Consider the following 26,914-nt stretch of genomic DNA (forward strand, 5'->3'; position numbering starts at 1 on the left):
GCGCGCGGGCCGTGCGGCGTCCGCCCGTGACTTCCGGCCGGACCGTCGAGACGGCAGCGGGCCGCCTGCGTACTCAAGGGCAGGCGCGGCCCCTTCCTCCCGCCCCGGCCGTGCCTCAGGCGCGGGTCGCCCACACGTAACGGTGTTCCGGGCGGCCCGCGTCGCCGTACTTGAGGGTCAGCCGGGCGCGGCCCGTGCGCTCCAGGAGCTTCAGATAGCGCTGGGCGGTCTGCCGGCTCACCCCCGTGCGCTCCGCGACGTCCTGCGCGGACAACGGTCCCTCGGCGCTCACCAGCGCCTGCCGCACCAGCTCGGCGGTGGTGGGGGAGTGCCCCTTGGGCAGCACGGGGTCCGACGGCGCGGACAGGGCGCCGAAGATGCGGTCCACGTCGGCCTGCTCGGCCTCGCCGCCGACGTCGAGGGTGCGCCGCAGGTCGGCGTACGCCTCCAGCTTGGCCCGCAGGCCGCCGAACGAGAACGGCTTCACCAGATACTGCAGCGCGCCCTGCCGCATCGCCGCCTGGATCGTCGACACGTCCCGGGCCGCCGTCACCATGATCACGTCGGTCTGGTGGCCGCGCCGCCGCATCTCCCCGACGACGTCGAGACCGGTCCCGTCGGGCAGGTAGTGGTCGAGCAGGACGAGGTCGAGGCGGGGCGACAGCTCCAGTCGGTGCAGCGCGTCCGCCGCGCAGTGCGCCTCACCGGCGACATGGAAGCCCGGCACCTTCTCCACGTACGCGGCGTTGACCCGCGCGACCCGGACGTCGTCGTCCACGACCAGGACCTCGATCATCACGACTCCTCCTCGTCGGTGGAGCGCGCGGGCGCGCTCAGGGCCGGCTCCGCGTCCGGTCCGGTCAGGGCCTCGGGCAGGACGACGGTGAACTCCGCGCCGCCGCCCGTCGCCTCGCCGACCACCGCGCAGCCGCCCTGCCGCTCGGCGAGCCGGCGCACCAGTGACAGCCCGATGCCGCGCTTGCCGTGTGCGGGCGGCTGCTTGGTGGACCAGCCCTCGGTGAAGATCGACTCGCGCTGGTCGGCGGGGATGCCGGGGCCGGTGTCCCGCACCCGCAGCACGGCCGTGCGCCCGTCGGTGCGCAGCTCGACCTCCACGCGCGCGTGGCGGGTGCCGGCCACGGCGTCCAGGGCGTTGTCGACGAGGTTGCCGACGACCGTGACCACCGCGTGCGGATCGGCCAGACGGTCCGGGAGCCGGCTGTCGTCCGTGACCCGCAGGGCGACGCCGCGCTCCGCGGCGACGGTCGCCTTGCCGACCAGCAGCGCGGCCACCAGCGGGTCGCGGACCCGTTCGGTGACCTGCTCGGCCGTGGCCCGGTGGTCGCCGACCACCTCGCCCACGAAGTCCACCGCGTCGTCGTACATCTCGAGCTCCAGCAGCCCGAGCAGCGTGTGCATCCGGTTGGCGTGCTCGTGGTCCTGGGCGCGGAGGGCGTCGATGAGCCCGCGCGTCGAGTCCAGCTCCCGGCCGAGCTGTTCCAGCTCGGTGCGGTCGCGCAGGGTGGCGACGGCGCCGCCGTCGTCGGTCGGCATGCGGTTGGCGACCAGGACGCGCTGCCCGCGCACGGTGACCAGGTCGGTGCCCGTCACCCGGCCGGCCAGCACATCGGCGGTCCGGCCCGTGCCCAGCGCCTCGTCGGGGGAGCGGCCCACGGCCTCCTCCCCGACGCCGAGCAGACGCCGAGCCTCGTCGTTGAGCAGCCGCACCCGGCCGGTCCGGTCGAGCGCCACGACGCCCTCGCGGATCCCGTGCAGCATCGCCTCCCGCTCCGCGAGCAGCGCCGAGATGTCCGAGAACGCCAGGTCCCGGGTCTGCCGCTGGACCCGCCGGGAGATCAGCCAGGCGGCCAGCGCGCCTACGGCCAGGGCGCCGCCCGCGTACGCCAGCAGGCCGGGGACGGCGTGCACCAGCCGGTCGTGGACGCTGTCGTACGCGATGCCGACGGACACCGCCCCCACGATCCGGCCGTCACCGTCCCGCAGCGGCACCTTGCCGCGCGCCGAGCGGCCCAGGGTGCCGGTGTCTATCTGCATGACCTCGTGGCCGGCCAGGGCCTGGCGCGGGTCCGTGGAGACGTGGCCGCCGATCTGCCGGGGATCGGTGTGCGACCAGCGGGTGCCGTTGAGGTCCATCACCACCACGTACTCGGCGCCGCTCGCCCCGCGGATGCGTTCCGCCTGCCGCTGCACCGGGCCGTCGGCCGTCGGCGGGGTGTCGCGCAGGTCCTCGGCGAGGCCCGGGATCGTCGCGGTGGTCTGGGCGATGGCCAGCGCCCGGCGCATCGCCTCGTCGTCCAGCTGGTTGCCCAGCGGGGCCAGGAACAGGCCGGTGACCAGGACGACGACCCCGGCGGCGATCGCCACCTGCATCAGCAGCACCTGGGAGAACGCCCGCCGCGGCAGGCCCAGCCGCAAGCGGCGTGCGGGGGTAGTGGAGCGCATGCCATGACGGTACGGGCAGGGGGCTGCCGGGCCGTAGAGCTGTGGCACGGATCTCTTGCGGCACGGTACGTACCTCTTGACCGGGTGGATCGTCGCGTTGACCGCTCGGGGGCGGGGCGACCGCCTGTGGCTGTGCCTCCATCGTGGATGCCGCGATCGTGATTACGACGATGGTGAATACCGCGATCGTGAGCGCGTCAGCTCGCCAGGGCTGTCGCCGGTGTCAGCTCGCGCACCTCGACGACCTCCACACGGGCGGGCGAGCCCAGGACCGACGCCCCGCAGCTCTCCGGGCGGGGCGGCAGCGACGCGCCGTGGGCCACCAGGACCCGCCACCGGCGTCCGTCCAGGTGAGCGACGGTCACCTCCCAGCGAGGCGCCTCACCGACCGTGCGGACGACGCTGAGCGCCTCGGCCGCGTACTCGCCGACCGCCGTGCGCACGGCCAGCTCGGCCGCCTGTCCGGGCCGCTCCCACGCCGAGCCGCCGCGGCACGCGTCGACGACGATCCGGCCCTCGCGCGCGCCCCGCAGCGCCTCCACGACGGTGCGCGCCTCGGCGCGGCCGTACGCATACCCGTACGGCAGGACGAGCACGGTCGGGGAGAAGCGATGACCACCCAGATGGGTGACCTCCCAGACGCCCTCCTCGCCCGAGTCGGCCAGCTCCGCCGCGAGCGGGCGGCCCAGGAGGGCGCAGCAGCGGTCCCGCTTGCCGTTGGTGCACACCAGGGCGAGCGGGCCGCCGGTGTGCGCGCGGGCGCCGAGCGCGGCGTCGAAGGAGCGGTGGTCGCCCCGTTCCAGGGCGCGGAAGTCCAGGTCCAGCAACCGGCGCGGGTCAGCGGTCGTGGCGGTGCGCAGCCAGACCCGGCCCGGCACGGTGTGCGCCGCGAACACCCGGCGTACGGATGGGGCACCGACGTCCGCGTGACGGCCGGGCCGTCGGATCAGCGCGATCCGCACCCCGGTGCCCTTGACGGCCCTCTTCAGGGCGCGGCCGACCGCCGGGTCGAGATGGCTGGACACCAGCGCCTCGGCACCCCAGGGGCCGGGCTGCTCCAGCAGGATCCAGGTCCTCGCCGTGGCCGCGGTTCCGGAGACGGGCTCGTCGAGGTCCCGCGAGACGGTCGCGCACGTACTCACACAGGTGAGCCTAACCTGACTTGGCGCGTGGTGGCGCCCCGAGGGCGGTGTGTCCTCCTCCGCGCGGCCCGGCTCCCTCGGTGGTGCGACCCGTCCCCGGCGCACGGCGCGCCCGGCCCCGCAAAGGAACGGCCGTGCGCGGACTACTCCGGCGACGGCAGCGGCCGCGGTGGCCGCGGACCGACGTAGTGCCCGCTCGGTCGCATCCGCAGGGGCCGCTCCCCGTACTCCTCCAGAGCGTGGGCGATCCAGCCGGCCGTGCGGGCGACGGCGAAGATCGTCTCGCTCGCCGTCGACGGCATGCCCGACGACGCGGTCAGCACGGCGAGCGCCAGGTCCACGTTGGCGTGCAACGGGGCGTGGCGGGCGGTCGTGGCGACGACGTCCCGCGCCGCGGCGAGGGCGGGCTCGGCCCGCGGGATCTCCGCCAGGAGGGCGAACAGCCTACGCGCGCGTGGATCCTCACCCCGGTAGAGGTGGTGGCCCAGACCCGGGATGCGCCGTCCGGCCCGGAGCTCCTCCGCGATCACGGGGGCCGCGTCGCCCCGGTCGAGGACCTCCAGCAGCATCCGGTGCGCCAGGCCGCCGGCCGCCCCGTGCAGGGGGCCCTCGATGACGCCCAGTCCGGCGGAGACCGCCGCATAGGCGTGCGCCCTGGCCGACGCGGCCACCCGGACGGCGAGCGTCGAAGCGGCCAGGTCGTGGTCGACGAGCAGGCCGAGGGCCGTGTCCAGGACGCGCAGCGAAGCCTCGTCGGCGGGGCGGCCACTGAGCCGCCCCCACAGCCGCCGGGCCAGCGGGCCCCCGTCGTCCCGGGGAACGGAACCCTGCGGCGGCAGCGCTGCCACCAGGGTGGGGATGAGGGCCCGCGCGGTACCGAGCACCGCGCGCTCGGAGAGGTCGAAACGCAGCGGGTCTGCCGCCCCGGCGGCGATGGCGGCGACCCGCAGCCGGTCGATGGGGCCGGTGTGGCCGGGCAGTGCCTCGACGGCACGGCGGGCCACCGCCACGGCGGCCTCGGGAGCGGTGAAGGCGGCGCCCTGCCGCAGCCTGTCGGTCCACAGCCACTCCGCGACCTCCTCGTAGGAGTGACGGGTCGCCAGCTCGGTCGCGTCGACGCCCCGGTAGTAGTACCGGTCCTGGTCGATCAGGGTGACGCGGGTGCGCACGGACAGCTCGCCGCCGGAGCCCGCGGGCGCCGCACTCTCCCGCCGGTTGCGCCGGGCCAGCGCCGCCACCTCACCGGCGTCGAAGGTGGAGGCCCGGCCGCCGGGCACCCGGCGGCTGCTGAGCTGCCCGCGGCTGACGTACGCGTACACGGTCTCGGGCTTCACGCCGAGCAGTTCGGCGGCCTCCTTGGTGGTCAGCCGACGTTCGGGGTGGCCGGGGCCGGATTCCTGATCACGCATGGGGTCACGGTATCCACAGGACACCGGCGTGGACTCCCGCCCACGGGCCGCTCGCGCCCCTGGCCGTCGTCGGCCGCGCAAGCGCGGCTGACGACCGTTCCCTGTGCAAGCGCGGCCGACGACCGTCCACCGCGTGGTGCCTCCACGGCCGGCTCCTATCCTGGGTCGGCACGGAATTCAGCGGTCGTGCGCCCGGCCGTGGGCCGGCGTACGCGCAGGGGGAGAGAGGTCGCACGTTGGCGCAGCGCCACAGCCCGCAGCAGATCCCGGTCGTCGTGCTCGCCGGATTCCTCGGTTCCGGCAAGACGACCCTGCTCAACCATCTGCTCCACCGCAGCGGCGGAAGCCGGATCGGCGCCATCGTCAACGACTTCGGCGCGATCGAGATCGACGCCATGGCCGTCGCCGGCGCTCTCGGCGACTCCACCGTCTCCCTCGGCAACGGCTGTCTGTGCTGCGCAGTCGATGCCACCGAGCTGGACGTCTACCTGGAGCGGCTGGCCCGCCCCTCCTCCGGGATCGACATCATCGTCGTCGAGGCCAGCGGACTGGCCGAGCCGCAGGAACTCGTCCGCATGCTCCTGGCCAGCGAGCACCCCGGTGTCGTCTACGGCGGGCTGGTCGAGGTCGTCGACGCCGCCGAGTTCGACGCGACCCGTTCCCGGCACCCCGAGATCGACCGGCACCTCGCGCTCGCCGACCTGGTGGTCGTCAACAAACTCGACCGGGCGGCGGACGGCGAGCGGATCCTCGCCCTCGTGCGGTCCCTGGCCGACGGCGCGGCCGTCGTCCCCGCCACTTACGGCCGGATCGACCCCGAGTTCCTGTTCGACTGCCGGCCGGCCGAGGAGCGCGTCGGCCAGCTCTCCTTCGACGACCTGCACGAACACACCGAGGACAGCCACGCCGGGCATCTCCACACCGGGTACGACAGCCTGTCCTTCGTGTCCGGGCGGCCCCTCGACCCGCGCCGGCTGATGGGATTCCTCGACAGCCGGCCCGACGGGCTGTACCGGATCAAGGGCTACGTCGACTTCGGGCCGCACGACATCCGCAACCGGTACGCCGTGCACGCCGTCGGACGCTTCCTGCGCTTCTACCCCGAGCCGTGGCCGGGTGCCGAGGCGCCCTCCACCCAACTGGTCCTCATCGGCTCCGACATCCGCACCGACGCGCTCGCCGAGGAACTGCGGGCGTGCGAGGCCGACGCCCCGCACGCCGACGAGCACGCCATGTGGGGCATCCTGCGCTACGTACGCGACCCCGAGGACGAGCCCAGGGAACGGCCGGCCTGAAGAGCCGGGCGGAGGGGTCCCGCGCGCACCCCTCCCGCACCGCGACGCAGGGCCCGGCGCTCAGCCGCCGGGCCGTCCGCGTACCCCCGGTGTGCACCGGAACCTCACCCGGCGATGCCCCTGGCCGGACGCCGTGTGGCCCGCCCCTCCGGACGAGGCGCGGGCCACGGGCCACGGGATGTCGGCAACGGGTCCGGTCAGGAGACCGGCCCCGCCACCACGGACACCGTCTTCGGCAGCGACACGCCCGAGCCGTCACGGCGCGGGTCGATCTCCGGCAGCTCGGCCGGGGTGCCGTTCTTCTGCGCGGCGCGCGCCGGCGTCGCACCCGCCCAGGCGAGGGCCAGGCAGTCCTCGCCCTTCAGGAACCGCTGGCAGCGCACACCGCCGGTGGCCCGCCCCTTGCGCGGGTACTGGTCGAACGGGGTCAGCTTGGCCGTGGTCTGCACGGAGTCGTCCAGCGTGCCGCGCGAGCCGGCCACCGTGAACACCACCGCGTCGGCCGCCGGATCGACCGCCGTGAACGAGATGACCTTCGCGCCGTCGGCGAGCTTGATGCCCGCCATACCGCCCGCCGGGCGGCCCTGCGGACGCACCTGCGCCGCCTGGTAGCGCAGCAGTTGTGCGTCGTCCGTGATGAAGACCAGATCCTCCTCGCCGGTGCGCAGCTCCACCGCGCCGACGATCCGGTCGCCCTCCTTGAGGGTGATCACCTCCAGCGCGTCCTTGTTGGCCGGGTAGTCGGGCACCACCCGCTTCACCACGCCCTGCTCGGTGCCCAGCGCCAGACCCGGCGACGACTCGTCGAGCGTGGTCAGACAGACCACCGTCTCGTCGCCCTCCAGAGACATGAACTCCGCCAGGGGAGCGCCGCCCGACAGGTTCGGTGCCGCCGCGGTCTCCGGCAGCTGCGGCAGGTCGACGACGTCGACCCGCAGCAGCCGGCCCGACGAGGTGACCACGCCGACCTCGCCGCGCGCGGTCGCCGGCACCGCCGAGACGATCACGTCGTGCTTGGTCCGCCGGGCGCCCTCGTCCACCGTGAAGGGCTCGCCGGTCGCCGTACGCGCCAGCAGGCCCGTCGAGGAGAGCAGTACCCGGCACGGGTCGTCGGCGACCTGGAGCGGCACCGCGGCGGCCGTTGCGCCGGAGGACTCCAGCAGGACCGTGCGCCGCTCGGTGGCGAACTTCTTGGCCACCGAAGCCAGTTCCGCCGAGACCAGCTTGCGCAGCTCCGCGTCCGACTCCAGGATCCGGGTCAGCTCGGCGATCTCCTCGGTGAGTCTGTCCTTCTCCGCCTCCAGCTCGATGCGGTCGTACTTGGTCAGGCGGCGCAGCGGTGTGTCCAGGATGTACTGGGTCTGCACGTCCGACAGGGAGAAGCGCTCCATCAGGCGCTCCTTGGCCTGCGCGCTGTTCTCGCTGGAGCGGATCAGCCGGATCACCTCGTCGATGTCGACGAGGGCGGTCAGCAGGCCCTCCACCAGGTGCAGCCGGTCGCGGCGCTTGCCGCGGCGGAACTCGCTGCGGCGGCGCACCACGTCGAAGCGGTGGTCGAGGTAGACCTCCAGCAGCTCCTTCAGACCCAGCGTGAGCGGCTGGCCGTCCACCAGCGCCACGTTGTTGATGCCGAAGGACTCCTCCATGGGCGTCAGCTTGTAGAGCTGTTCCAGGACCGCCTCGGGGACGAAGCCGTTCTTGATCTCGATGACCAGACGCAGGCCGTGCTCGCGGTCGGTGAGGTCCTTGACGTCGGCGATGCCCTGGATCTTCTTGGACCCGACCAGGTCCTTGATCTTGGCGATGACCTTCTCGGGGCCGACGGCGAAGGGCAGTTCGGTGACCACCAGGCCCTTGCGGCGCGCGGTCACGTTGTCGATCGACACCGTGGCGCGGATCTTGAACGTGCCGCGGCCCGTCTCGTAGGCGTCACGGATGCCGGACAGGCCGACGATCCGGCCGCCGGTGGGCAGGTCGGGGCCGGGGATGTGCCGCATCAGCGCGTCGAGATCCGCGTTCGGGTAGCGGATCAGATGGCGGGCGGCGGCGATGACCTCGCCCAGGTTGTGCGGCGGCATGTTCGTCGCCATGCCGACGGCGATCCCGGACGAGCCGTTGACCAGCAGGTTCGGGAACGCGGCGGGCAGCGCCACCGGTTCCCGCTCCTGGCCGTCGTAGTTCGGCGCGAAGTCGACGGTGTCCTCGTCGATCGACTCCGTCATCAGACTGGTGGCGGCGGCCTGGCGACACTCGGTGTACCGCATGGCGGCCGGCGGGTCGTCGTTGCCCAGGGAACCGAAGTTGCCGTGGCCGTCGACGAGCGGCACCCGCATGGAGAAGGGCTGCGCCATCCGCACCAGCGCGTCGTAGATCGACGCGTCGCCGTGCGGGTGCAGCTTGCCCATGACCTCGCCGACCACGCGCGCGCACTTCACATAGCCGCGGTCGGGGCGCAGCCCCATCTCGTTCATCTGGTAGACGATGCGGCGGTGGACGGGCTTGAGCCCGTCCCGGGCGTCCGGCAGGGCGCGGGAGTAGATGACCGAGTACGCGTACTCAAGGAAGGAGCCCTGCATCTCGTCGACGACGTCGATGTCGAGGATCTTCTCCTCGTACGAGTCGTCGGGCGGCGGGGTCTTCGTGCTGCGGCGGGCCATCGCTGCCTGGCTCCTTGCTGAAGCGTGACGGGATCTGACGCGGACCATTGTGGACCGTGGCACTGACAGGACGGGCACGGACCCGATCGCGACCGCCCCGGTCCCGCACGCGGGATCACCTCCCCGCGGCTGCCTGAAGGCTACGCGATCCGCTTTCGGCGTACGTCCGGCGGGAACTTCGCCGACTGTCCGCACGGTTGCATACAGTGACAGGACCGGCAGGAAATCCGCGGTTCGACGACCGCGTCCGCGATCGAAGGGACGTACATGCCCATGGGTCACACGGCCACAGCCCAGGCAGGCTCCGGGGGCCTGACAGCGACCGAGCACCGCCTGGCCAACGGCCTGCGCGTGGTGCTCTCCGAGGACCACCTGACCCCGGTCGCCGCGGTGTGCCTCTGGTACGACGTCGGCTCGCGCCACGAAGTCAAGGGGCGTACCGGTCTGGCTCACCTCTTCGAGCACCTGATGTTCCAGGGCTCCGCCCAGGTGACGGGCAACGGACACTTCGAGCTGGTGCAGGGCGCCGGCGGCTCGCTCAACGGGACCACCAGCTTCGAGCGGACCAACTACTTCGAGACCATGCCGGCCCACCAGCTGGAGCTCGCCCTCTGGCTGGAGGCCGACCGCATGGGCTCCCTGCTGGCCGCCCTGGACGACGAGTCCATGGAGAACCAGCGCGACGTCGTCAAGAACGAGCGCCGCCAGCGCTACGACAACGTCCCCTACGGCACCGCCTTCGAGAAGCTGACCGCCCTGGTCTACCCCGACGGCCACCCCTACCACCACACGCCGATCGGTTCGATGGCCGACCTGGACGCGGCGACCCTGGAGGACGCGCGCGCCTTTTTCCGTACGTACTACGCGCCCAACAACGCCGTCCTGTCCGTCGTCGGCGACATCGACCCCGAGCAGACCCTCGCCTGGATCGAGAAGTACTTCGGTTCCATCCCCGCGCACGACGGCAAGCCCGCCCCGCGCGACGGCTCGCTGCCCGAGGTCATCGGCGAGCAGCTGCGCGAGGTCGTCGAGGAGGAGGTGCCCGCGCGCGCCCTGATGGCCGCCTACCGGCTGCCGCACGACGGCACGCGCGCGTGCGACGCGGCCGACCTCGCCCTGACCGTCCTCGGCGGCGGCGAGTCCTCCCGCCTGTACAACCGGCTGGTGCGCCGCGACCGCAGCGCCGTCGCGGCCGGCTTCGGCCTGCTCCGCCTGGCCGGCGCGCCCTCGCTGGGCTGGCTGGACGTGAAGACCTCCGGCGACGTCGAGGTCCCGGTGATCGAGGCCGCCGTCGACGAGGAGCTGGCCCGGTTCGCCGAGGAGGGCCCCACCGCCGAGGAGATGGAGCGCGCCCAGGCCCAGCTGGAGCGCGAATGGCTGGACCGGCTCGGCACGGTCGCCGGCCGCGCCGACGAACTGTGCCGGTACGCGGTGCTGTTCGGCGACCCGCAGCTCGCCCTGACCGCTGTCCGGCGCGTGCTGGAGATCACCCCGCAGGAGGTGCGGGAGGTCGCCCAGGCCCGCCTGCGCCCCGACAACCGCGCGGTACTCGTCTACGAGCCGCTCGCCCCGCAGCACGTCGAGACCGCCGAGGACGTCGCGGGCACCGAAGACCCGGAGTCCGCGGCCACCGTGGAAGCCGACGAGACCCAGGAGAGCGCCAAGTGACCGAGCTCGCCACGATGGACTTCCACCCCCGGCCCCAGGCCGGCGAGGCCAGGCCGTGGGCGTTCCCGGCCCCGGAGCGCACCGCGCTCGGCAACGGCCTGACCGTCCTGCACTGCCACCGCCCCGGCCAGCAGCTCGTCGCCGTCGAGGTCCTCCTCGACGCGCCGCTGGACGCCGAGCCGGCCGGCCTCGACGGCGTCGCCACGATCATGGCGCGGGCCTTCTCCGAGGGCACCGACAAGTACTCCGCCGAGGAGTTCGCCGCCGAACTGGAACGCTGCGGGGCGACCCTCGACGCGCACGCCGACCACCCGGGCGTCCGCCTCAGCCTGGAAGTGCCGGTCTCCCGGCTGCACAAGGCGCTCGGGCTGCTCTCCGACGCCCTCAGGGCGCCCGCCTTCGCCGACAGCGAGGTCGAGCGCCTGGTGCGCAACCGCCTCGACGAGATCCCGCACGAGCTGGCCAACCCCTCCCGGCGGGCCGCCAAGGAGCTGTCCAGGGAGCTGTTCCCGGCGACCGCGCGCATGTCCCGGCCCCGGCAGGGCACCGCCGAGACCGTCGAGGCGATCGACTCGTCCGCGGTCCGCGCCTTCTACGAGCGGCACGTCCGGCCCGCCACGGCCACGGCCGTCGTGGTCGGCGACCTCACCGGGGTCGACCTCGCCGGGCTCCTCGGTGACACCCTGGGCACCTGGACCGGCTCGGCCGGCGAGCCCCGGCCGGTGCCACCGGTGACCGCGGACGACACCGGCCGCGTGATCATCGTGGACCGTCCCGGTGCCGTGCAGACCCAGTTGCTCATCGGCCGGGTCGGCCCCGACCGGCACGACCGGGTGTGGCCCGCCCAGGTGCTCGGCACGTACTGCCTGGGCGGCACCCTCACCTCGCGCCTGGACCGTGTGCTGCGCGAGGAGAAGGGCTACACGTACGGGGTGCGCTCCTTCGCCCAGGTGCTGCGCTCCGCGCCCGACGGTTCCGGTGCCGCCATGCTCGCCATCAGCGGCTCGGTCGACACCCCGAACACCGGACCGGCCCTCGCCGACCTGTGGACGGTGCTGCGCACCCTCGCAGCGGGCGGCCTCACCGACGCCGAGCGCGACGTGGCCGTGCAGAACCTCGTCGGGGTGGCCCCGCTGAAGTACGAGACCGCCGCCGCCGTCGCGGGCACGCTCGCCGACCAGGTCGAGCAGCACCTGCCCGACGACTACCAGGCGACGCTCTACCGGCAGCTCGCCGCCACCGGCACGGTCGAGGCCACCGCGGCGGCCGTGAGCGCCTTCCCGGTGGACCGGCTGGTGACCGTCCTCGTGGGCGACGCCGCGCAGATCAAGGAGCCGGTGGAGGCCCTGGGAATCGGCGCGGTGAAGGTCGTGCCCGCCGAGTAGCTCCCTGCCGAGCGGCGACACCGCCGTACGCGCGTGTGCGGGGGCCCTGGCGGCGGAGACGACACCAGGGCCCCACGCCGTCCTGACACCCGAGCTCCGGATATCCGAGGGGCGGATGCCCGGAGTTCGGATACCAGAGGTCCGGATGTCCGAATTGGGGGAGAGGTTGCCCGTCTGCCCTGTGGCATGCGCTACAAAAGTCCGCATCCGTTTGGGAATCGAAGGTCACCGCCTCTAGCGTCGTCCGGGCTGTTCGTCAGGCAGTGCGCCGCACCCGCGGCACCGGACAGTCATCGCCGAGTCCCCGTACGGCGCGAGCCAGGGGAGCCGGGGACCCAACGCAGTCGTCCCTGGGGTGCATCGGGCGCCCGCGCGTGTCGCGAGGGGCCCGTAGGAGACCTTCCTGCTCCGAACCCTCCCCCTGTGCCCGAAGGGCCTGGGGGTACCCCCACCGCTAACCCGGTAGGCGAGACGGAAGGAAAGGACCGCTCGACCATATGGCGTTCAACTGCGCCACCGGGAAGCACCGTCGCCCCAGCCGGATGCAGCGCACCACCGCCCGCGCGGCGGGCATCGCGGCGCTCACCACCACCGGCGTCATGGCCACCGTGACCACCCCCGCGCTCGCCGCGGAGACCTCCGCCGAGCAGACCGGGCTGACCCCCGTCCTCACGGTCAACGACGATGTCGCCGAGCAGATCGACGACCAGGCCACGGCCCAGTGGCAGGCCGCCGAGGCCGAGGTGGCCCGCCAGAAGGCGGCGGCCAAGGCCAAGGCCGAGCGGGAAGCCGCGGCGCGCGCCGCCCGTGAGGCCGAGCGCCGGCGCCTGAACGCCTTCGTGTCGCCGGTCAACGGCTCCTACGTCTCCACGGGTTACCGCTCCGGCGGCTCCCTGTGGTCCTCGGGCAGCCACACCGGCATCGACTTCCACGCCGCGAGCGGCACACCCGTCCACGCGGTCGGCCTCGGGACCGTCGTGGAGGCGGGCTGGGGCGGCGCCTACGGCTACCAGGTCGTGATCCGGATGAACGACGGCACGTACACCCAGTACGGCCACCTGTCGTCCATCGGCGTGGCGGTCGGCGAGCAGGTCGCCCCGGGCCGGCGGATCGGCCTGTCCGGCGCCACGGGCAACGTCACCGGACCGCACCTCCACTTCGAGGCCCGCACCACCCCCGAGTACGGCTCGGACATCGACCCCGTCGCCTATCTCCGCAAGCACGGCGTCGCTGTCTGACGACCACGACCGGCCGGACCGTCCGAGACGCACGACAGCACGGACCGTCCGAGACGCACGACAGGACGTACGGCCCCGGCTCATCGAGCCGGGGCTTTCGCCGTTTCACGGGGCCTGTTGTCCAAAAAATATCCCTGGATTCCGGGCTGCCATCGGATATTGCCGTCCATTGCATTAGAGTCGCTCACCACACGTCAATCGTCGACGTTTCACGGGGATTAATGCGGAGGTCGGTCATGCGCATTCCGGCGCACTCGGTGTGCACGGCCATCCGGGACGACATCGTCGCGGGTGTCCACGAGCGCGGCAGCCGGCTCACCGAGGAAGTCCTGGCCCGCCGCTACGGCGTCTCGCGCGTCCCCGTGCGCGAGGCACTGCGCACCCTGGAGGCGGAGGGGTTCGTCGTCACCCGGCGCCACGCGGGAGCGTGCGTGGCGGAACCGACCGAGCAGGAGGCCGCCGATCTGCTGGAGATGCGGATGCTCCTGGAGCCGTTCGGTGCCTCCCGGGCCGCCCAGCGGCGCACCGAGGCGCACCTGAAGGTCCTGCGCGGCCTCGTCCGGCTGGGCCAGGAGCGCGCCAGGCGCGGCAGCAGCGACGATCTGCGCTCCCTGGGCGGCTGGTTCCACGAGACGCTCGCCCAGGCCACCGGCAGCCACGCCCTGACCTCGACGCTCACCCAGCTGCGCCACAAGATCGCCTGGATGTACACGGTGGAGGCGCCGGCCAGTCCGGTGGACTCCTGGGCGGAGCACGGTGCGATCGTGGACGCGGTGGCGCGCGGCGACGGGGAGCGGGCGCGGGCGCTCACGGCGCTGCACACCGAGCGCACCCACCCGGCGCACCGGCTGCGCTTTCCGGGCGGTGACCGCGCGGACCGTGTGAGGACTTCGCAACATGCCGTAAACATCCCCGGCCTGCGGCATTAACACGAGCACCGTATACAAAGAAGAGATATTCGGTGGGCGGGTATTCCCGCTGCCTTTTCGGTGCGCCCCGTGAATTCACGGTCGCGCCCTTTTCGCGTGCCCGTGCGGCCAGGTCTTGAAGCATGCGCCCCGGATTTCATCCGACCGTACGGAAAACGGCGAAGCCGCGCCGCCGGACAGGGCGACGCGGCTTCGCGCGCTGCGACAGGTGTCGCGTGAGACGCCGGGAACGGTGCCCGGGCGGACTCAGACGGTCTCGGGAAGCTCCTCCAGCCCCTCGGAGACCAGCTTCGCCAGACGGTCGAGGGCCGCGTCCGCGCCCTCGGCGTCGGAGGTGAGGACGATCTCCTCGCCGCCCTGGGCGCCCAGGCCGAGCACGGCCAGCATGGAGGCCGCGTTGACGGGGGTGCCGTCGGCCTTGGCGATCGTCACGGGGACCCCTGCGGCCGTGGCGGCCTGGACGAAGATGGAAGCGGGGCGGGCGTGGAGGCCCTCGGCCCAGCCGACGTTGACGCGGCGCTCAGCCATGTGATGCTGCCCTTCAGTTTCTCAGGGTTGTCTAGACCAGTGTTCCACATCGTGACGCGTGCCCGGAGGGGTCCTGTGGCCCCCCCGGCGGTGACCGTCGGGCCGCGGCCTCGGCCCGACGAGCGTCCTCCACAGACTGCCTCGCGCCGTTGTCGTACGCGAGCCGTACTCTGGGCCCCATGCAGAGCGCGACGGACCGGCAGGAGTACCCCGCCCACTGGGAAGCCGACGTGGTGCTGCGCGACGGCGGTGCCGCGCGCATTCGCCCGATCACCGTCGACGACGCCGAGCGCCTGGTCAGCTTCTACGAGCAGGTCTCGGACGAGTCGAAGTACTACCGCTTCTTCGCGCCCTACCCGCGCCTGTCCGCCAAGGACGTCCACCGCTTCACGCACCACGACTTTGTGGACCGGGTGGGACTCGCGGCCACGATCGGCGGCGAGTTCATCGCCACCGTACGCTATGACCGCATCGGCGCCGACGGGACGCCCGCCTCCGCGCCCGCCGACGAGGCCGAGGTCGCCTTCCTCGTCCAGGACGCGCACCAGGGCCGCGGTGTCGCCTCCGCGCTCCTGGAGCACATCGCGGCCGTCGCCCGCGAGCGCGACATCCGACGCTTCGCCGCCGAGGTGCTCCCCGCCAACACCAAGATGATCAAGGTGTTCACGGACGCCGGGTACACCCAGAAGCGCAGCTTCGAGGACGGCGTCGTACGCCTGGAGTTCGACCTCGAACCGACCGAGCGCTCCCTCGCCGTGCAGCGCGCGCGGGAGCAGCGCGCCGAGGGCCGCTCCGTACGGCGCCTGCTGATGCCCGGCTCGGTCGCCGTCGTCGGCACCGGCCGCGCACCCGGCGGCGTCGGTCGCGGCATCCTCGACAACATCAAGGACGCGGGCTACACCGGGCGCCTGTACGCCGTGAACAAGGCTTTCCCCGCCGACCTGGCGGAACTCGACGGCGTACCCGCCCGCCGCTCCGTGCGCGAGATCGACGGCCCGGTCGACCTCGCGGTCGTCGCCGTCCCCGCCGAGCGCGTGCCCGACGTCGTCACCGAGTGCGGCGAGCACGGCGTCCAAGGCCTGGTCGTGGTCTCCGCCGGGTACGCCGAGAGCGGCCCCGAGGGCCGTGAGCGCCAGCGCGCCCTGGTCCGCCACGCGCGCGCGTACGGCATGCGCATCCTCGGCCCCAACTCCTTCGGCGTCATCAACACCTCGCCCGAGGTGCGGCTGAACGCCTCCCTCGCACCCGAGCTGCCCCGCCCCGGCCGCATCGGCCTGTTCGCCCAGTCCGGCGCCATCGGCATCGCCCTGCTGTCCCGGCTGCACCGGCGCGGCGGCGGCGTCACCGGCGTCACGGGTGTGTCGACCTTCGTCTCCTCCGGCAACCGCGCGGACGTCTCCGGCAACGACGTCCTGCAGTACTGGTACGACGACCCGGACACCGACGTCGCCCTGATGTACCTGGAGTCCATCGGCAACCCGCGCAAGTTCACCCGCCTCGCCCGGCGCACCGCCGCCGTCAAACCCCTCGTCGTCGTCCAGGGCGCCGCGCCCCAGGGCCACGCCGTGCGGGCCACGCGGCTGCCGCACGGCACCGTGTCCGCCCTGCTCGGGCAGGCCGGGGTGCTGCGCGTCGACACCATCACCGAACTCGTCGACACCGGCCTGCTGCTCGCCCGGCAGCCCCTGCCCGGCGGGCCGCGCGTGGCCATCCTCGGCAACTCCGAGTCCCTCGGCGTGCTCACCTACGACGCCTGCCTCTCCGCCGGGCTGCGACCGCAGCCCCCGCGGGACCTGACCACCCAGGCGTCGGCCGGAGACTTCCACGCGGCGCTGGCGCACGCGCTGGCCGACGACACGTGCGACGCGGTCGTGGTGACGGCGATCCCCGCCATCGGCGAGGCGTCGCCGGACGACGCGGAACTCGCGGAGGCGCTGCGCTCGGCGGCCGAGGCCGTGCCGGGCAAGCCGGTCCTGGTCGTCCACGTGGAGCTGGGCGGACTGGCCGGCGCGCTCTCCGCGGCCGCGAGCACCGCGCCCCCGGCCACCCGGCCGGGCATGCCCCTGCCCGACCGACAGCCGACCGCCGTGCCCCGGCACGACTCCCACCGGACCCCGCAGCCGGCCACGGAAGGTCCGCCCGCCGCGGCCGCCGACCCGCAGCCGACCGCCGGGTCCGACCGGCCCGCCCCCCGCCTCATCCCCGCCTACCCCGCCGCGGAACGCGCGGTGCGCGCGCTCGCCGAGGCCGTCAAGTACGCGCAGTGGCGGCGCGAGGCCGCCGAGCCCGGCAGGGTGCCCGAGTACGAGGACATCGACGAGAAGGGCGCCGCACGGCTGATCCACGGCCTGCTGGCACGCGGACAGGGCCTCACCCTCGGCACCGACGCCACCCGCGACCTGCTGGGCCACTACGGCATCGAGGTCCGCCCGGCGGTCCTCGCCCGCACCCCCGACGACGCCGCACGGGCCGCCGCCGGCCTCGGCTACCCGGTCGCCCTGAAAGCCACCGCCCCGCACCTGCGCCACCGCGCCGACCTGGGCGGAGTACGGCTCGACCTCGCCGACGAGGACCAGCTGCGCCGCGCGTACGGAGAGCTGACCGAGCTGTTCGGGCCGCCGCAGGAGCTGCGTCCGGTAGTCCAGGCGATGGCTCCGCGCGGTGTCGACACCGTCGTACGCGCCGTGATCGACCCGGCGGCCGGGGCCGTGCTCTCCTTCGGCCTCGCGGGCGCCGCCTCCCAGCTCCTCGACGACATGGCCCACCGCCTGATCCCGGTCACCGACCGCGACGCCACCTCGCTCGTCCGGTCGATCCGCACCGCGCCCCTGCTGTTCGGCTGGCGCGGTTCCACCCCCGTCGACACCCCCGCCCTGGAGGAACTGCTGCTGCGCGTGTCCCGCCTGGTCGACGACCACCCCGAGGTCGTGGCCGTCACCCTGGAACCGGTCGTCGTCGCCCCCCACGGCCTCACCGTCCTCGGCGCCTCGGTACGGCTGGCCCCGCCCCCCGCCCGCGACGACCTCGGCCCGCGCACCCTCCCGCTGTACTGAGCGGCGCGAGCGGTCCCTCGCAGTCAGCGGGTCCCCGTAGGATGGACGGCATGGCCAAGACCAGTACGACGACCCAGGGGCTGCGTGCGGCGATCGAACGCAGCGGCTACTACCCGGCCCTCGTGGCCGAGGCGGTGGAGGCCGCCGTGGGCGGCGAGCCCATGCGGTCGTACCTGGTCCACCAGGAGACCACGTTCGACCAGAACGAGGTGCGCCGGCACGTGACCGTGCTGGTCCTCACCGCCAACCGGTTCATCGTCAGCCACACCGACGAGCAGGCCGCCGACAGCACCTCCCCGACGCCGTACGCGACCACCTCGACGGAGTCCGTGAAGCTCGACCGCATCTCGTCGGTCGTCGTCAGCCGCGTGGTCGCCAACCCGGAGTCGTACACGCCGGGCACCCTCCCGCGCGAGGTCGTGCTGACCATCGGCTGGGGCGCCGTCTCCCGCATCGACCTGGAACCGGCCGCCTGCGGTGACCCCAACTGCGACGCCGACCACGGCTACACCGGCAACTCCACGGCCGACGACCTCAGCCTGCGCGTCAGCGAGGCCGGTGACGGCCCGGAGACGGTCCGCCAGGCGCTCGCCTTCGCGCAGTCGCTGTCCGAGGCGACCGCGGACCTCACGCGCTGATGGCACAGCCCGCCCCCTGGGAGCACGCCGAACCGCTCACCGTGGCCTCCGCGCCGGTGCCCGCCTACGGCAGCGGCTCCCTCGCCGACCTGCTGCCCACCCTGGCGGCCGGCATGGGCGTCCCCGGCGTCACCCCGGCCATCCCCGAGCTGACCGGAACCGACCGGGCCTGCGTCTTCCTGATCGACGGCCTCGGCTGGGAGCAACTGCGCGCCCATCCGGATGAGGCGCCCTACCTGACCTCGCTGCTGTCCGGCTCCCGCGGCGGCACCGGCCGCCCGATCACCGCCGGCTACCCGGCGACCACCGCGACGTCCCTCGCCTCCGTCGGCACCGGCCTGCCCCCGGGCGCCCACGGCCTGCCCGGCTACACCGTGCGCGATCCGGCGACCGGCGAGCTGATGAACCAGCTGCGCTGGCAGCCGTGGACCGCGCCGGACGCCTGGCAGCCGTACCCCACGGTCTTCCAGCTCGCCCACGACGCGGGCGTGCACGCCGCACAGGTCTCCTCTCCCGCCTTCGCGAACACACCGCTCACCAAGATCGCGCTCAGCGGCGGGACCTTCCACGGCCGGCTGACCGGGGAGGAGCGCATGGACCTCGCCGCCGAGCAGCTCGCCGCCGCCGACCGCGCCCTCGTCTACACGTACTACGCCGAACTCGACGGCGCCGGCCACCGCTACGGCGTCGCCTCCGACACCTGGCGCGGCCAGCTCATGTACGTCGACCGGCTCGTCCAGCGCCTGGCCGAGCAGCTGCCCCCGCGCAGCGCGCTCTACGTCACCGCCGACCACGGCATGATCGACGTGCCCTTCGACGAGGAGCACCGCCTCGACTTCGACCTGGACTGGGAACTGCGCGCCGGCGTCGCCCTGCTCGGCGGCGAGGGCCGCGCCCGCCACGTCTACGCGCTGCCGGGCGCCGAGGGCGACGTGCTGACCTGCTGGCGCGAGGTGCTGGGCGAGCAGTTCTGGGTCGCCTCCAGGGACGAGGCGATCGCGGCGGGTTGGTTCGGACCGCACGTCGACGACCGCGTGTACGCGCGCATCGGCGACGTGGTCGCCGCCGCCTGCGACGACGTGCTGATCATCGCCTCGGAACGGGAGCCGAAGGAGTCCGCCATGGTCGGCAACCACGGTTCCATGACCCCCGACGAGCAGCTGGTCCCCCTGCTCGAAGTACGCTCCTGAACGCCCCCGCGTCCTCGCTCGCCCCTGCCGAAAGGTGCTCACCCCCTCATGCCCGAGCTGGTGTTCTTCTCCGGAACCATGGATTGCGGGAAGTCGACGCTGGCTCTCCAGATCGAGCACAACCGCTCCGCGCGCGGCCTGCAGGGCATGATCTTCACCCGTGACGACCGCGCGGGCCAGGGGAAGCTGTCCTCCCGGCTCGGCCTGGTCACCGACGCCGTGGAGGTCGGGGACGGCCAGGACCTTTACGTCTACCTGGTCGACCACCTCTCCCGGGGCGGCCGAGCCGACTACGTCATCGCCGACGAGGCGCAGTTCCTCGCGGAGGAGCAGATCGACCAGCTCGCGCGCGTGGTCGACGACCTGGGCATCGACGTCTACGCCTTCGGTATCACCACCGACTTCCGCTCCAAGCTGTTCCCCGGCTCCCAGCGCCTCGTCGAACTCGCCGACCGCGTCGAGGTCCTCCAGGTGGAGGCCCTGTGCTGGTGCGGGGCCCGTGCCACCCACAACGCCCGTACGGTGGGTGGGGTCATGGTGGTGGAGGGCGCACAGGTCGTCGTGGGGGACGTCAACCAGGCCGACGCCGTCGGCTACGAGGTGCTGTGCCGCCGCCACCACCGCCGCCGGATGACCGCCGCCTCGGCCCGCGCGGCGGCCCTCTCCCCGGACGTTCTGCCGGTGCAGCGGGCCTGAGGCCTCAGGCCGGGTCCTGGATCAGGGCGAAACGCGCTCCCTCGGGGTCGGAGACGATCGCCACGCGCCCGTGGCCGCTGTCCCGGACCGGCGTGATCACATGGCCGCCCAGCTCGGTGACCCGGGCCAGGGCCGCGTCCGCGTCGGCGACCTCGAAGTACGTGAGCCAGTGCGGTCCCCGGTCGCGCGGCAGCGCGGCGCCCATGCCGTGCACGGCGGCCACCGGCCGGCCGTCGATGCGCAGGGTCACCTGGTCGAAGTCGGCGGACGCCTCCGCCTCCTTCCGCCACTCGTGGCCGAACACCGTCTCGTAGAACTTGACGACGCCCGCCGTGTCGTAGGTCAGCAGCTCGTTCCACACGGGCGTGCCCGGCACGCCGGTGACCCGGGTGCCCACGTGGACCCCCGCCTGCCAGATGCCGAAGACGGCGCCGCACGGGTCGGAGCCGATCGCCAGGCGTCCCGCGTCGGCGGCCTCCAGGGGGCCGACACCGACGGTCCCACCGCACAGCCGCACCGCGTCGGCGGTCGCGTCCACGTCGTCCGAGGCCAGGTACGGGGTCCAGGCGACGGGCAGATGACGGTCCGGGGGAAGTTGGCCGATACCGGCCACCTCATGGCCGTCGAGCACCGCCCGCACGTAGGTGCCGAGTTGCTGCGGACCGGGTCGGAAGGTCCACCCGAACAGTTCGCCGTAGAACTCCTGGGTGGTCGTCAGCCCGTGCACCATCAGGCTCACCCAGCAGGGTGTGCCGGGCGCGTACCGGGCGTGCGCTTCGCCGTCGCGGCCGGCCGACCCACGTGCCTCGGTCATCGTCACTCTCTCCTCGGCCCCTCGCGGTGGCCGTGTCGCTTCCGCCCTGCAGCCCCCGTGCAGATGCTCGCACCCCCGGTGGTGCCACACGTCCCGGGCGCGCCGCCCGTACGGCGGTCTGCGATCGGAGGATGCCCGATGTGTGGTTACCCGTCCGTTTCCGCGCGTCTGCCGACGGATGTCGGTCGGCGGTACTGCATGTGCTCGAACCAGTACGCCTCGTGATCGGGCCTGTCCGGCGGAGCAGAGTAGCCGGACACGGGCGGCGGGGCCACCCCGTGCGCGAGGATGGTGGCCATGAACGCCATCATCTCCGCGACCGAACTCGCGAGCGAACTGACCGGGGTGAACCCGCCGGTCCTGCTCGACGTCCGCTGGCAGCTGAGCCTGGCCAAGGCGGCCGGTGAGCCGCCCTTCGACGGACGCGCGGCCTACGCGGCCGGCCACGTCCCGGGCGCCGTCTACGTCGACCTGGACCGGGAGTTGGCGGGCTCCCCGGGTGCGGCGGGCCGGCATCCGCTGCCCGACCTGGCGGAGTTCGGCGCCGTGATGCGCCGGGCGGGCGTCTCCGCGGCGCGGCCCGTGGTCGTCTACGACGGCGGTCAGGGGTGGGCGGCGGCCCGCGCCTGGTGGATGCTGCGCTGGACGGGTCACCCGGACGTGCGGGTCCTCGACGGCGGGTTGCCGGCGTGGCGGGGCGAACGCTCCGTTGACGTCCCGACGCCCGCCGAGGGGGACTTCGAGCCCGAGCCGGTGCCCGGGGGGCTGCTCGACGCGGACGGGGCGGCCTCGCTGGCCCGGTCCGGAATCCTCCTCGACGCGCGCGCGGGGGAGCGTTACCGCGGCGAGGTGGAGCCGATCGACCGTGTCGGCGGGCACATCCCGGGCGCGGTCTCCGCACCCACCACCGACACGGTGGGTCCGGACGGCCGCTTCCTCCCCGCCCCGGACCTCAGGTCCCACTTCAAGGCGCTGGGCGCCACCGACGACACCGCGGTGGGCGTCTACTGCGGTTCGGGTGTCTCCGGCGCACACGAGGTGCTGGCACTGGCCGTGGCGGGAATCCCGGCGGCGCTGTACGTCGGTTCCTGGTCCGAGTGGTCCTCGGACCCGTCGCGGCCGGTGGCCGTGGGGCCGGATCCGCAGTAGCGGGGCGCGGCATGGGCTGGGTGCCCGGCGAAGGGGTGGTACGGCGTTCTCGAACGGACCGGCGCGTCTTCCCGCGCGGTGCGCCCGGAGGCCGGCACGGCTTCCGGCGACCCGTCAGGGCGGAGTCGGCCGGCTTCCGACGTGGCGTCAGCCGGGCGCCCGCCAAGGCCGTTTCCACGGCCGTCAGCCGCTGTCGGCGCGGCGCGGTACGTCGGCTGCCGTCCCGACCGCATTCGGCCGCTGCCGGCGATCCGGTGCCGGCGGAGGCCGATTGCACGGCCGTCAGCCGTTTTCGGCGCGGTACGTGGGCATGCGGACCCGACCGTCTTGGGCCGCTGCCGACGACCCGGGTGCCTGGCGGACGCCGCGCCGACCGCCTTCGAGCCGATGCCGGCGAGCGGCCCGCTCTCGTGGCGACAGCCCCGCGCCGTGCCGGGGCAGGGTGACCGGTGGGCGGCGAGGCGCGGCGCGACGAGGCCGGTGAGGGGCGCGCCGGTGGACGCGTCCCTCACCGGCCTCGTCGTACGGTCCGCTCCTACTCCTGCTTCTTGCGCCGCGTGCCGAAGACGATCTCGTCCCAGCTCGGCACCGCCGCCCGGCGGCCGGGCCGGACGCCGTCGGCCTCGGCCTGGCGGTCGGTGGAGCCGATCAGGCGGTCGCGGTGGCTGCCGACGGAGCGCGGCATGAGGACGTCCGCGTAGGCGGAGCCGGCGGACGCCGCGGGCGCGGGGGGCTCCTCGGCCTCCGGTTCCTCGACGGCCTCCTCCGGCGTCTCCGCCGGACGTTCGGGTACGACGAGGTCGCCCCGGAAGCTCGGCACCGCCTCCAGCAGACTGGTCAGCGAGTCCCGCTCGCGCTCGCCGCTCTCCTCGGCCGGTTCGGAGGCCTGCGCGGGCAGGCTCGGCCGCTCGCGGTCGAGGGAGCGGTCCAGCGGCCGGTCGCGCGGCAACCGCGCGATACGCGGCACGAACGGAAAGCTGGGCTCCGGCGCGGCGAGGTCGTCGGACTCGCCGATCAGTGACCGCGCCTCGTCGTCGACGGCCTGGACGAGCCGCCGGGGCGGGTCGTAGGTCCAGCTCGCCGAGTGCGGTTCGCCCGCGACCAGGTAGACCAGCAGCACCTCCCAGGTGCCGTCGTCGCGCCGCCAGGAGTCCCACTGGACGGTGTCCTTCTCGGCGCCGCGCAGCAGCAGCCGTTCCTGGACGGCCTCGCCGAGCTGCGGTCCTGCGTTCTCGCCGGGCCGTCGCACCGGGGTCTTGCGGGCCCGCTCGGCCATGAAGGCGCGCTCGGCCAGCACGGGGCCCTCGAAGCGGCGTACGCGGTCGACGGGGATGCCCGCCATCTGCGCGACTTCTTCGGCAGTCGCGCCGGCTCGTATGCGGGCCTGGATGTCGCGGGGGCGGAGATGGCTCTCCACCTCGATCTCGATCTGGCCGAGGCGGGGACGGTCGCCGCGCACGGCGGCGCGGAGCCGTTCGTCGATCGGAAGCGTGTACTCCGTGCTGTCCGCAGCCTTCAGCACCAGCCGTGTGCCGTCATTCGAGACGGCCACGACACGCAGTTCGGGCATGGGGACCTCCCGGGTGGTGCCTGCCGACGTCACGTGCGTCGCTGCTTCCGCTAGTCGAGTGTGGCCTGCCCGGGTGCAGCCTGCCACAACCTTGCCGAGTTGCCCGGCGTGTCGGGCGCGGGCCCTGGATCGCCGTTATGGCACGGTTACCTCTTGGCCACGCTAAGTGACCAAGCCTGTCACCCTGTGCAACGAGCCCCCTCTTGGCGGTTCAGGCAGGCTCCGGACACCCTGACGGGAGACCGGACCCAGGGCTCGCAACAGTACTCCATTTGGGCCAGGTGCGTGGATTGGCACGCCGCCCAACTTCTGGCAAGGGCCGCGACTTGGCCGCCCCCTCGGGGGTTCGGCGATCTTGAACGTGGTGCACTTCACGCGAACCACCCAAGCGGAACCGGTGATTTCGTTCGCGCGCCCCCTCCCGGTGCGGGTGGTTGATCAACGTTGACGGCTTCTGAGGTGCCGGTCCTGCTCCGGCGACCGGCGGCGTTCCGACACCTCTTCCAGCGCACGGGCGAGCGGATTCGTGACCCGCCCGCCCGCTACGACCCGAGCACCCTGCGCAAGTAGTCGTTCTGGAACAGGCGGTTCGGGTCCAACCGGTCCCGCAGTGCCGTGAACTCGCCGAAGCGGGGGTAGACGGAGGCGAAGTACTCGGCGTCGCGCGTGTGCACCTTGCCCCAGTGCGGGCGGCCCTCGTACGCGGTGAAGATGCGCTCCGCCGCGGTGAAGTACGCCTGGTAGGCCGTGCCCTTGGCCATGTGGACGGCGATGTAGGCGCTGTCGCGGCCCGACGCCGTGGACAGGGTGATGTCGTCGGCCGGCGCGGTGCGCACCTCGACCGGGAAGCTGATCCGCAGCCCCGAGCGGTCGACCGTCGCCTTCAGTTCGCGCAGCGTCTCGGTGACCGCCTCCCGGGGCACGGCGTACTCCATCTCCACGAACCGCACCCGGCGCGGCGATGTGTACACCTTGTAGGGGATGTCGGTGTAGGTGCGCGCGGACAGGGCCCTGCTGGAGATCCGGGCGATCGCCGGCACCGTGGCGGGTACCGCCCGGCCGACCCACTGGGCCGCCTGGAAGACGCCGTTGGAGAGGAACTCGTCCTCGAGCCAGCCCGCCACGGGCCCCACCGGCCGACGCGGACCCGCACTGCGGTTGTTGCGCTTGGTGTTGGTGCTCCCGGTGTGCGGGAACCAGTAGAACTCGAAGTGCTCGTTCTCGGCCCACAGCTCGTCGAAATCGGCGAGCACCTTCTCGAACGGCATCGGCTCCTCCCGTGCCGTGAGCAGGAAGAGCGGCTCCACGGCGAAGGTGATCGCGGTGATGACGCCGAGGGCGCCGAGGCCGATCCGCGCGGCCGCGAAGACGTCCGGGTTCTCCTCGGCCGAGCAGGTCATGACCGAGCCGTCGGCCGTGACCAGTTCGAGCCCCTTGACCTGTGCGGCCAACGAGCCGGAATCCCGGCCCGTGCCGTGCGTGCCCGTGCTGGTGGCACCGGAGACCGTCTGCTCCATGATGTCGCCCATGTTGGTCAGCGACAGGCCCTCGCGCGCCAAAGCCACGTTGACTCGCTTGAGCGGGGTGCCGGCCTCGACCGTGACCGTCATGGTCTCCCGTTCGACGGCGCGGATACCGGTCAACAGTTGAGGGCGTATCAACACCCCGTCCGTGGTGGCTATGGAGGTGAAGGAGTGGCCGGTGCCGACCGCCTTCACCTTGAGACCGTCCTCGGCGGCCCGCCGCACCTCCGAGGCCAGTTCCTCCACGGAGGCGGGCTCGACCTCCCGCGCGGGGCGGGCGACGACATTGCCTCCCCAGTTACGCCATGTGCCGTTCCTGACGCTCGTCGTGCTGCTCAACGGTGCCTCCCCGAGCCGGAGCCGGCCTGCTGAGCCGGCGGTACCCCAGGAAACCCACCGCCACCGCGACGGCTCCGGCCACCGCCGGAACCCCGTACCCGGCCCGCGCGCCGGCGGCGTCGATCACCCGACCGGCGACCGAGGAACCGAGCGCGACACCGACCGCGAGCCCGGTGCTCACCCAGGTCATGCCCTCGGTCAGTCGCGCGCGTGGTACGTGCTCCTCGATGAGGGACATCGTCGTGATCATCGTGGGTGCGACGGACAGCCCCGCAACGAAGAGCGCCACGGCCAGAAGCGGCAAGTTTCCGACCAGTAGGAGGGGGATCATACTCATGGCCATCATGGACACGCCCAGCAGCCAGCGGCGCTCCGGCGCTCCCGCGAACCGCTGCAGGCCGAACACCGCACCGGCCGCGCAGGAGCCCGCCGCGTACAGCGCCAGGACCACACTCGCGGCCCCCTTGTGGCCGCGCTCGTCGGCGAAGGCCACCGTCACGACGTCGACGGCCCCGAAGATGGTCCCGGTCGCGGTGAAGGTGGCCACCAGCACCCGCAGGGCGGGCGAGCGCAGCGCCGAACCACCGCCGCGCTGCTCGCGCGGGTGGGGGACCGGTTCGGTGGCCCGCTGTGCGGTCAGCCAGAAGACGCCGGCGGCGAGGAAGCAGGCCGCCAGCAGCGGGCCCGCCTCCGGGAACCAGGCCGTGGACAGGCCGATGGAGATGATCGGCCCGAAGACGAAGCACACCTCGTCCACCACGGACTCGAAGGAGTACGCGGTGTGCAGGTGCGGAGTGCCCCGGTACAGGGCCGCCCAGCGTGCGCGGACCATCGCGCCGACGCTGGGCACCGAGCCGATCCCCGCCGCGCAGACGAAGAGCACCCAGTCCGGCGAGCCGAAGTGGGCGCTCAGCAGCAGCCCGGCCGCCGCGGCGAGCGCGACCAGGGTCGCCGGCCGCAGCACCCGGCGCTGGCCGCGCCGGTCCACCAGACGGGAGATCCGCGGGCCCACCGCCGCCGCCGCGAGCGCGATGGTCGCCGCCAGGGCGCCCGCCAGGCCGTAGCGCCCGGTGAGCTGGGAGACCATCGTGACCACGCCGATGCCCATCATCGACAGCGGCATCCGCCCGAGGAGCCCAGCGGCGGAGAACGCCCTGGTGCCGGGTGCGGCGAACAGAGCGCGGTAGGGGCTGGGCACGGGCGTCTCCGGTCGGCTCCGGTCACGCGC

General features: G+C 73.4%; 20 protein-coding genes. 10 read left to right on the forward strand and 10 right to left on the reverse strand.

Annotation, left to right across the window (positions count from 1 at the left end):
• Positions 1 to 115: 115 nt before the first annotated feature.
• The 4 genes from AC3ET3_RS22980 to AC3ET3_RS22995 all read right to left on the reverse strand — a co-directional run bounded on the left by AC3ET3_RS22980 (position 116) and on the right by AC3ET3_RS22995 (position 5,014).
• A complete protein-coding gene (locus AC3ET3_RS22980) occupies positions 116 to 796 on the reverse strand; it encodes a response regulator (RefSeq protein WP_435612817.1) in 681 nt (226 codons plus the stop codon).
• Positions 796 to 2,463: an ATP-binding protein gene (locus tag AC3ET3_RS22985; RefSeq protein WP_432157300.1), complete on the reverse strand. Its 1,668-nt coding sequence runs from the start codon at positions 2,461 to 2,463 to the stop codon at positions 796 to 798. The genes AC3ET3_RS22980 and AC3ET3_RS22985 overlap by 1 nt, the downstream gene beginning before the upstream one ends.
• 197 nt (positions 2,464 to 2,660) lie before the next feature.
• Complete coding sequence (locus tag AC3ET3_RS22990; protein WP_432136317.1) at positions 2,661 to 3,605, reverse strand: ferredoxin family protein; 945 nt, start codon at positions 3,603 to 3,605, stop codon at positions 2,661 to 2,663.
• A 143-nt stretch (positions 3,606 to 3,748) separates the two neighbouring features.
• Positions 3,749 to 5,014 (reverse strand): citrate/2-methylcitrate synthase, encoded by a 1,266-nt coding sequence (locus AC3ET3_RS22995; protein ID WP_435612803.1) that lies wholly within the window; start codon positions 5,012 to 5,014, stop codon positions 3,749 to 3,751.
• A gap of 236 nt (positions 5,015 to 5,250) precedes the next feature.
• Between AC3ET3_RS22995 and AC3ET3_RS23000 the strand changes: the two genes are divergently transcribed.
• Positions 5,251 to 6,309, forward strand: a complete 1,059-nt coding sequence (locus AC3ET3_RS23000; RefSeq protein WP_435612804.1) for a CobW family GTP-binding protein — start codon at positions 5,251 to 5,253, stop codon at positions 6,307 to 6,309.
• A gap of 197 nt (positions 6,310 to 6,506) precedes the next feature.
• Here AC3ET3_RS23000 and AC3ET3_RS23005 read toward each other — a convergent pair whose 3' ends face one another.
• Entirely contained in the window at positions 6,507 to 8,966 is a 2,460-nt protein-coding gene (locus tag AC3ET3_RS23005; RefSeq protein ID WP_432136320.1) for a DNA gyrase/topoisomerase IV subunit A, read from the reverse strand.
• Between the two features lie 267 nt (positions 8,967 to 9,233).
• Between AC3ET3_RS23005 and AC3ET3_RS23010 the strand changes: the two genes are divergently transcribed.
• The 4 genes from AC3ET3_RS23010 to AC3ET3_RS23025 all read left to right on the forward strand — a co-directional run bounded on the left by AC3ET3_RS23010 (position 9,234) and on the right by AC3ET3_RS23025 (position 14,186).
• Positions 9,234 to 10,634 (forward strand): M16 family metallopeptidase, encoded by a 1,401-nt coding sequence (locus AC3ET3_RS23010; RefSeq protein ID WP_432136321.1) that lies wholly within the window; start codon positions 9,234 to 9,236, stop codon positions 10,632 to 10,634.
• Positions 10,631 to 12,019, forward strand: coding sequence for a M16 family metallopeptidase (locus AC3ET3_RS23015; protein ID WP_432136322.1), 1,389 nt, complete (start codon positions 10,631 to 10,633; stop codon positions 12,017 to 12,019). The genes AC3ET3_RS23010 and AC3ET3_RS23015 overlap by 4 nt, the downstream gene beginning before the upstream one ends.
• 497 nt (positions 12,020 to 12,516) lie before the next feature.
• Positions 12,517 to 13,257: a M23 family metallopeptidase gene (locus AC3ET3_RS23020; RefSeq protein WP_432136323.1), complete on the forward strand. Its 741-nt coding sequence runs from the start codon at positions 12,517 to 12,519 to the stop codon at positions 13,255 to 13,257.
• 236 nt (positions 13,258 to 13,493) lie between these two features.
• On the forward strand, positions 13,494 to 14,186 hold the full coding sequence (locus AC3ET3_RS23025) for a GntR family transcriptional regulator (RefSeq protein WP_432136324.1): 693 nt from the start codon (positions 13,494 to 13,496) through the stop codon (positions 14,184 to 14,186).
• 246 nt (positions 14,187 to 14,432) lie between these two features.
• Here AC3ET3_RS23025 and AC3ET3_RS23030 read toward each other — a convergent pair whose 3' ends face one another.
• Entirely contained in the window at positions 14,433 to 14,714 is a 282-nt protein-coding gene (locus tag AC3ET3_RS23030; RefSeq protein ID WP_435612805.1) for an HPr family phosphocarrier protein, read from the reverse strand.
• Positions 14,715 to 14,893: 179 nt separating this feature from the next.
• On the opposite strand from AC3ET3_RS23030, the gene AC3ET3_RS23035 reads away from it, so the two are divergent.
• Genes AC3ET3_RS23035 through AC3ET3_RS23050 form a run of 4 tightly spaced genes read left to right on the forward strand, consistent with a single transcriptional unit; the run spans position 14,894 to position 20,291 of the window.
• Positions 14,894 to 17,767: a bifunctional acetate--CoA ligase family protein/GNAT family N-acetyltransferase gene (locus AC3ET3_RS23035; RefSeq protein WP_432157296.1), complete on the forward strand. Its 2,874-nt coding sequence runs from the start codon at positions 14,894 to 14,896 to the stop codon at positions 17,765 to 17,767.
• Between the two features lie 41 nt (positions 17,768 to 17,808).
• On the forward strand, positions 17,809 to 18,405 hold the full coding sequence (locus AC3ET3_RS23040; protein WP_432157295.1) for a DUF5998 family protein: 597 nt from the start codon (positions 17,809 to 17,811) through the stop codon (positions 18,403 to 18,405).
• Positions 18,405 to 19,595: an alkaline phosphatase family protein gene (locus AC3ET3_RS23045; protein ID WP_435612806.1), complete on the forward strand. Its 1,191-nt coding sequence runs from the start codon at positions 18,405 to 18,407 to the stop codon at positions 19,593 to 19,595. Before AC3ET3_RS23040 ends, AC3ET3_RS23045 begins: the two co-directional genes overlap by 1 nt.
• A gap of 48 nt (positions 19,596 to 19,643) precedes the next feature.
• Positions 19,644 to 20,291, forward strand: coding sequence for a thymidine kinase (locus AC3ET3_RS23050; protein ID WP_432136329.1), 648 nt, complete (start codon positions 19,644 to 19,646; stop codon positions 20,289 to 20,291).
• A 4-nt stretch (positions 20,292 to 20,295) separates the two neighbouring features.
• Here AC3ET3_RS23050 and AC3ET3_RS23055 read toward each other — a convergent pair whose 3' ends face one another.
• On the reverse strand, positions 20,296 to 21,105 hold the full coding sequence (locus AC3ET3_RS23055) for a VOC family protein (RefSeq protein ID WP_432136330.1): 810 nt from the start codon (positions 21,103 to 21,105) through the stop codon (positions 20,296 to 20,298).
• Positions 21,106 to 21,402: 297 nt separating this feature from the next.
• On the opposite strand from AC3ET3_RS23055, the gene AC3ET3_RS23060 reads away from it, so the two are divergent.
• On the forward strand, positions 21,403 to 22,254 hold the full coding sequence (locus AC3ET3_RS23060) for a sulfurtransferase (protein ID WP_432157293.1): 852 nt from the start codon (positions 21,403 to 21,405) through the stop codon (positions 22,252 to 22,254).
• 535 nt (positions 22,255 to 22,789) lie between these two features.
• On the opposite strand, the gene sepH is transcribed toward AC3ET3_RS23060, so the two are convergent.
• The 3 genes from sepH to AC3ET3_RS23075 form a co-directional block, all read right to left on the reverse strand.
• Positions 22,790 to 23,824: a septation protein SepH gene (sepH, locus tag AC3ET3_RS23065; protein ID WP_432136332.1), complete on the reverse strand. Its 1,035-nt coding sequence runs from the start codon at positions 23,822 to 23,824 to the stop codon at positions 22,790 to 22,792.
• 542 nt (positions 23,825 to 24,366) lie between these two features.
• Entirely contained in the window at positions 24,367 to 25,686 is a 1,320-nt protein-coding gene (locus AC3ET3_RS23070; RefSeq protein ID WP_432136333.1) for a D-arabinono-1,4-lactone oxidase, read from the reverse strand.
• Entirely contained in the window at positions 25,646 to 26,884 is a 1,239-nt protein-coding gene (locus AC3ET3_RS23075; protein WP_432136334.1) for an MFS transporter, read from the reverse strand. Before AC3ET3_RS23075 ends, AC3ET3_RS23070 begins: the two co-directional genes overlap by 41 nt.
• Between the last annotated feature and the right edge of the window lie 30 nt (positions 26,885 to 26,914).

The sequence above is a fragment of the Streptomyces sp. bgisy159 genome, assembly GCF_057707805.1.

What these genes read in the sequence shown, in the direction of transcription:
- AC3ET3_RS23050 (WP_432136329.1), top strand. Translation starts at nt 19,644, where the DNA reads ATGCCCGAGCTGGTGTTCTTCTCCGGAACCATGGATTGCGGGAAGTCG.
- AC3ET3_RS23020 (WP_432136323.1), top strand. Translation starts at nt 12,517, where the DNA reads ATGGCGTTCAACTGCGCCACCGGGAAGCACCGTCGCCCCAGCCGGATG.
- AC3ET3_RS23055 (WP_432136330.1), bottom strand. Translation starts at nt 21,105, where the DNA reads ATGACCGAGGCACGTGGGTCGGCCGGCCGCGACGGCGAAGCGCACGCC.
- AC3ET3_RS22980 (WP_435612817.1), bottom strand. Translation starts at nt 796, where the DNA reads ATGATCGAGGTCCTGGTCGTGGACGACGACGTCCGGGTCGCGCGGGTC.
- AC3ET3_RS23025 (WP_432136324.1), top strand. Translation starts at nt 13,494, where the DNA reads ATGCGCATTCCGGCGCACTCGGTGTGCACGGCCATCCGGGACGACATC.
- AC3ET3_RS23035 (WP_432157296.1), top strand. Translation starts at nt 14,894, where the DNA reads ATGCAGAGCGCGACGGACCGGCAGGAGTACCCCGCCCACTGGGAAGCC.
- AC3ET3_RS22985 (WP_432157300.1), bottom strand. Translation starts at nt 2,463, where the DNA reads ATGCGCTCCACTACCCCCGCACGCCGCTTGCGGCTGGGCCTGCCGCGG.
- AC3ET3_RS23010 (WP_432136321.1), top strand. Translation starts at nt 9,234, where the DNA reads ATGCCCATGGGTCACACGGCCACAGCCCAGGCAGGCTCCGGGGGCCTG.
- AC3ET3_RS23045 (WP_435612806.1), top strand. Translation starts at nt 18,405, where the DNA reads ATGGCACAGCCCGCCCCCTGGGAGCACGCCGAACCGCTCACCGTGGCC.
- AC3ET3_RS23060 (WP_432157293.1), top strand. Translation starts at nt 21,403, where the DNA reads ATGAACGCCATCATCTCCGCGACCGAACTCGCGAGCGAACTGACCGGG.
- sepH (WP_432136332.1), bottom strand. Translation starts at nt 23,824, where the DNA reads ATGCCCGAACTGCGTGTCGTGGCCGTCTCGAATGACGGCACACGGCTG.
- AC3ET3_RS23040 (WP_432157295.1), top strand. Translation starts at nt 17,809, where the DNA reads ATGGACGGCATGGCCAAGACCAGTACGACGACCCAGGGGCTGCGTGCG.
- AC3ET3_RS23005 (WP_432136320.1), bottom strand. Translation starts at nt 8,966, where the DNA reads ATGGCCCGCCGCAGCACGAAGACCCCGCCGCCCGACGACTCGTACGAG.
- AC3ET3_RS23030 (WP_435612805.1), bottom strand. Translation starts at nt 14,714, where the DNA reads ATGGCTGAGCGCCGCGTCAACGTCGGCTGGGCCGAGGGCCTCCACGCC.
- AC3ET3_RS22995 (WP_435612803.1), bottom strand. Translation starts at nt 5,014, where the DNA reads ATGCGTGATCAGGAATCCGGCCCCGGCCACCCCGAACGTCGGCTGACC.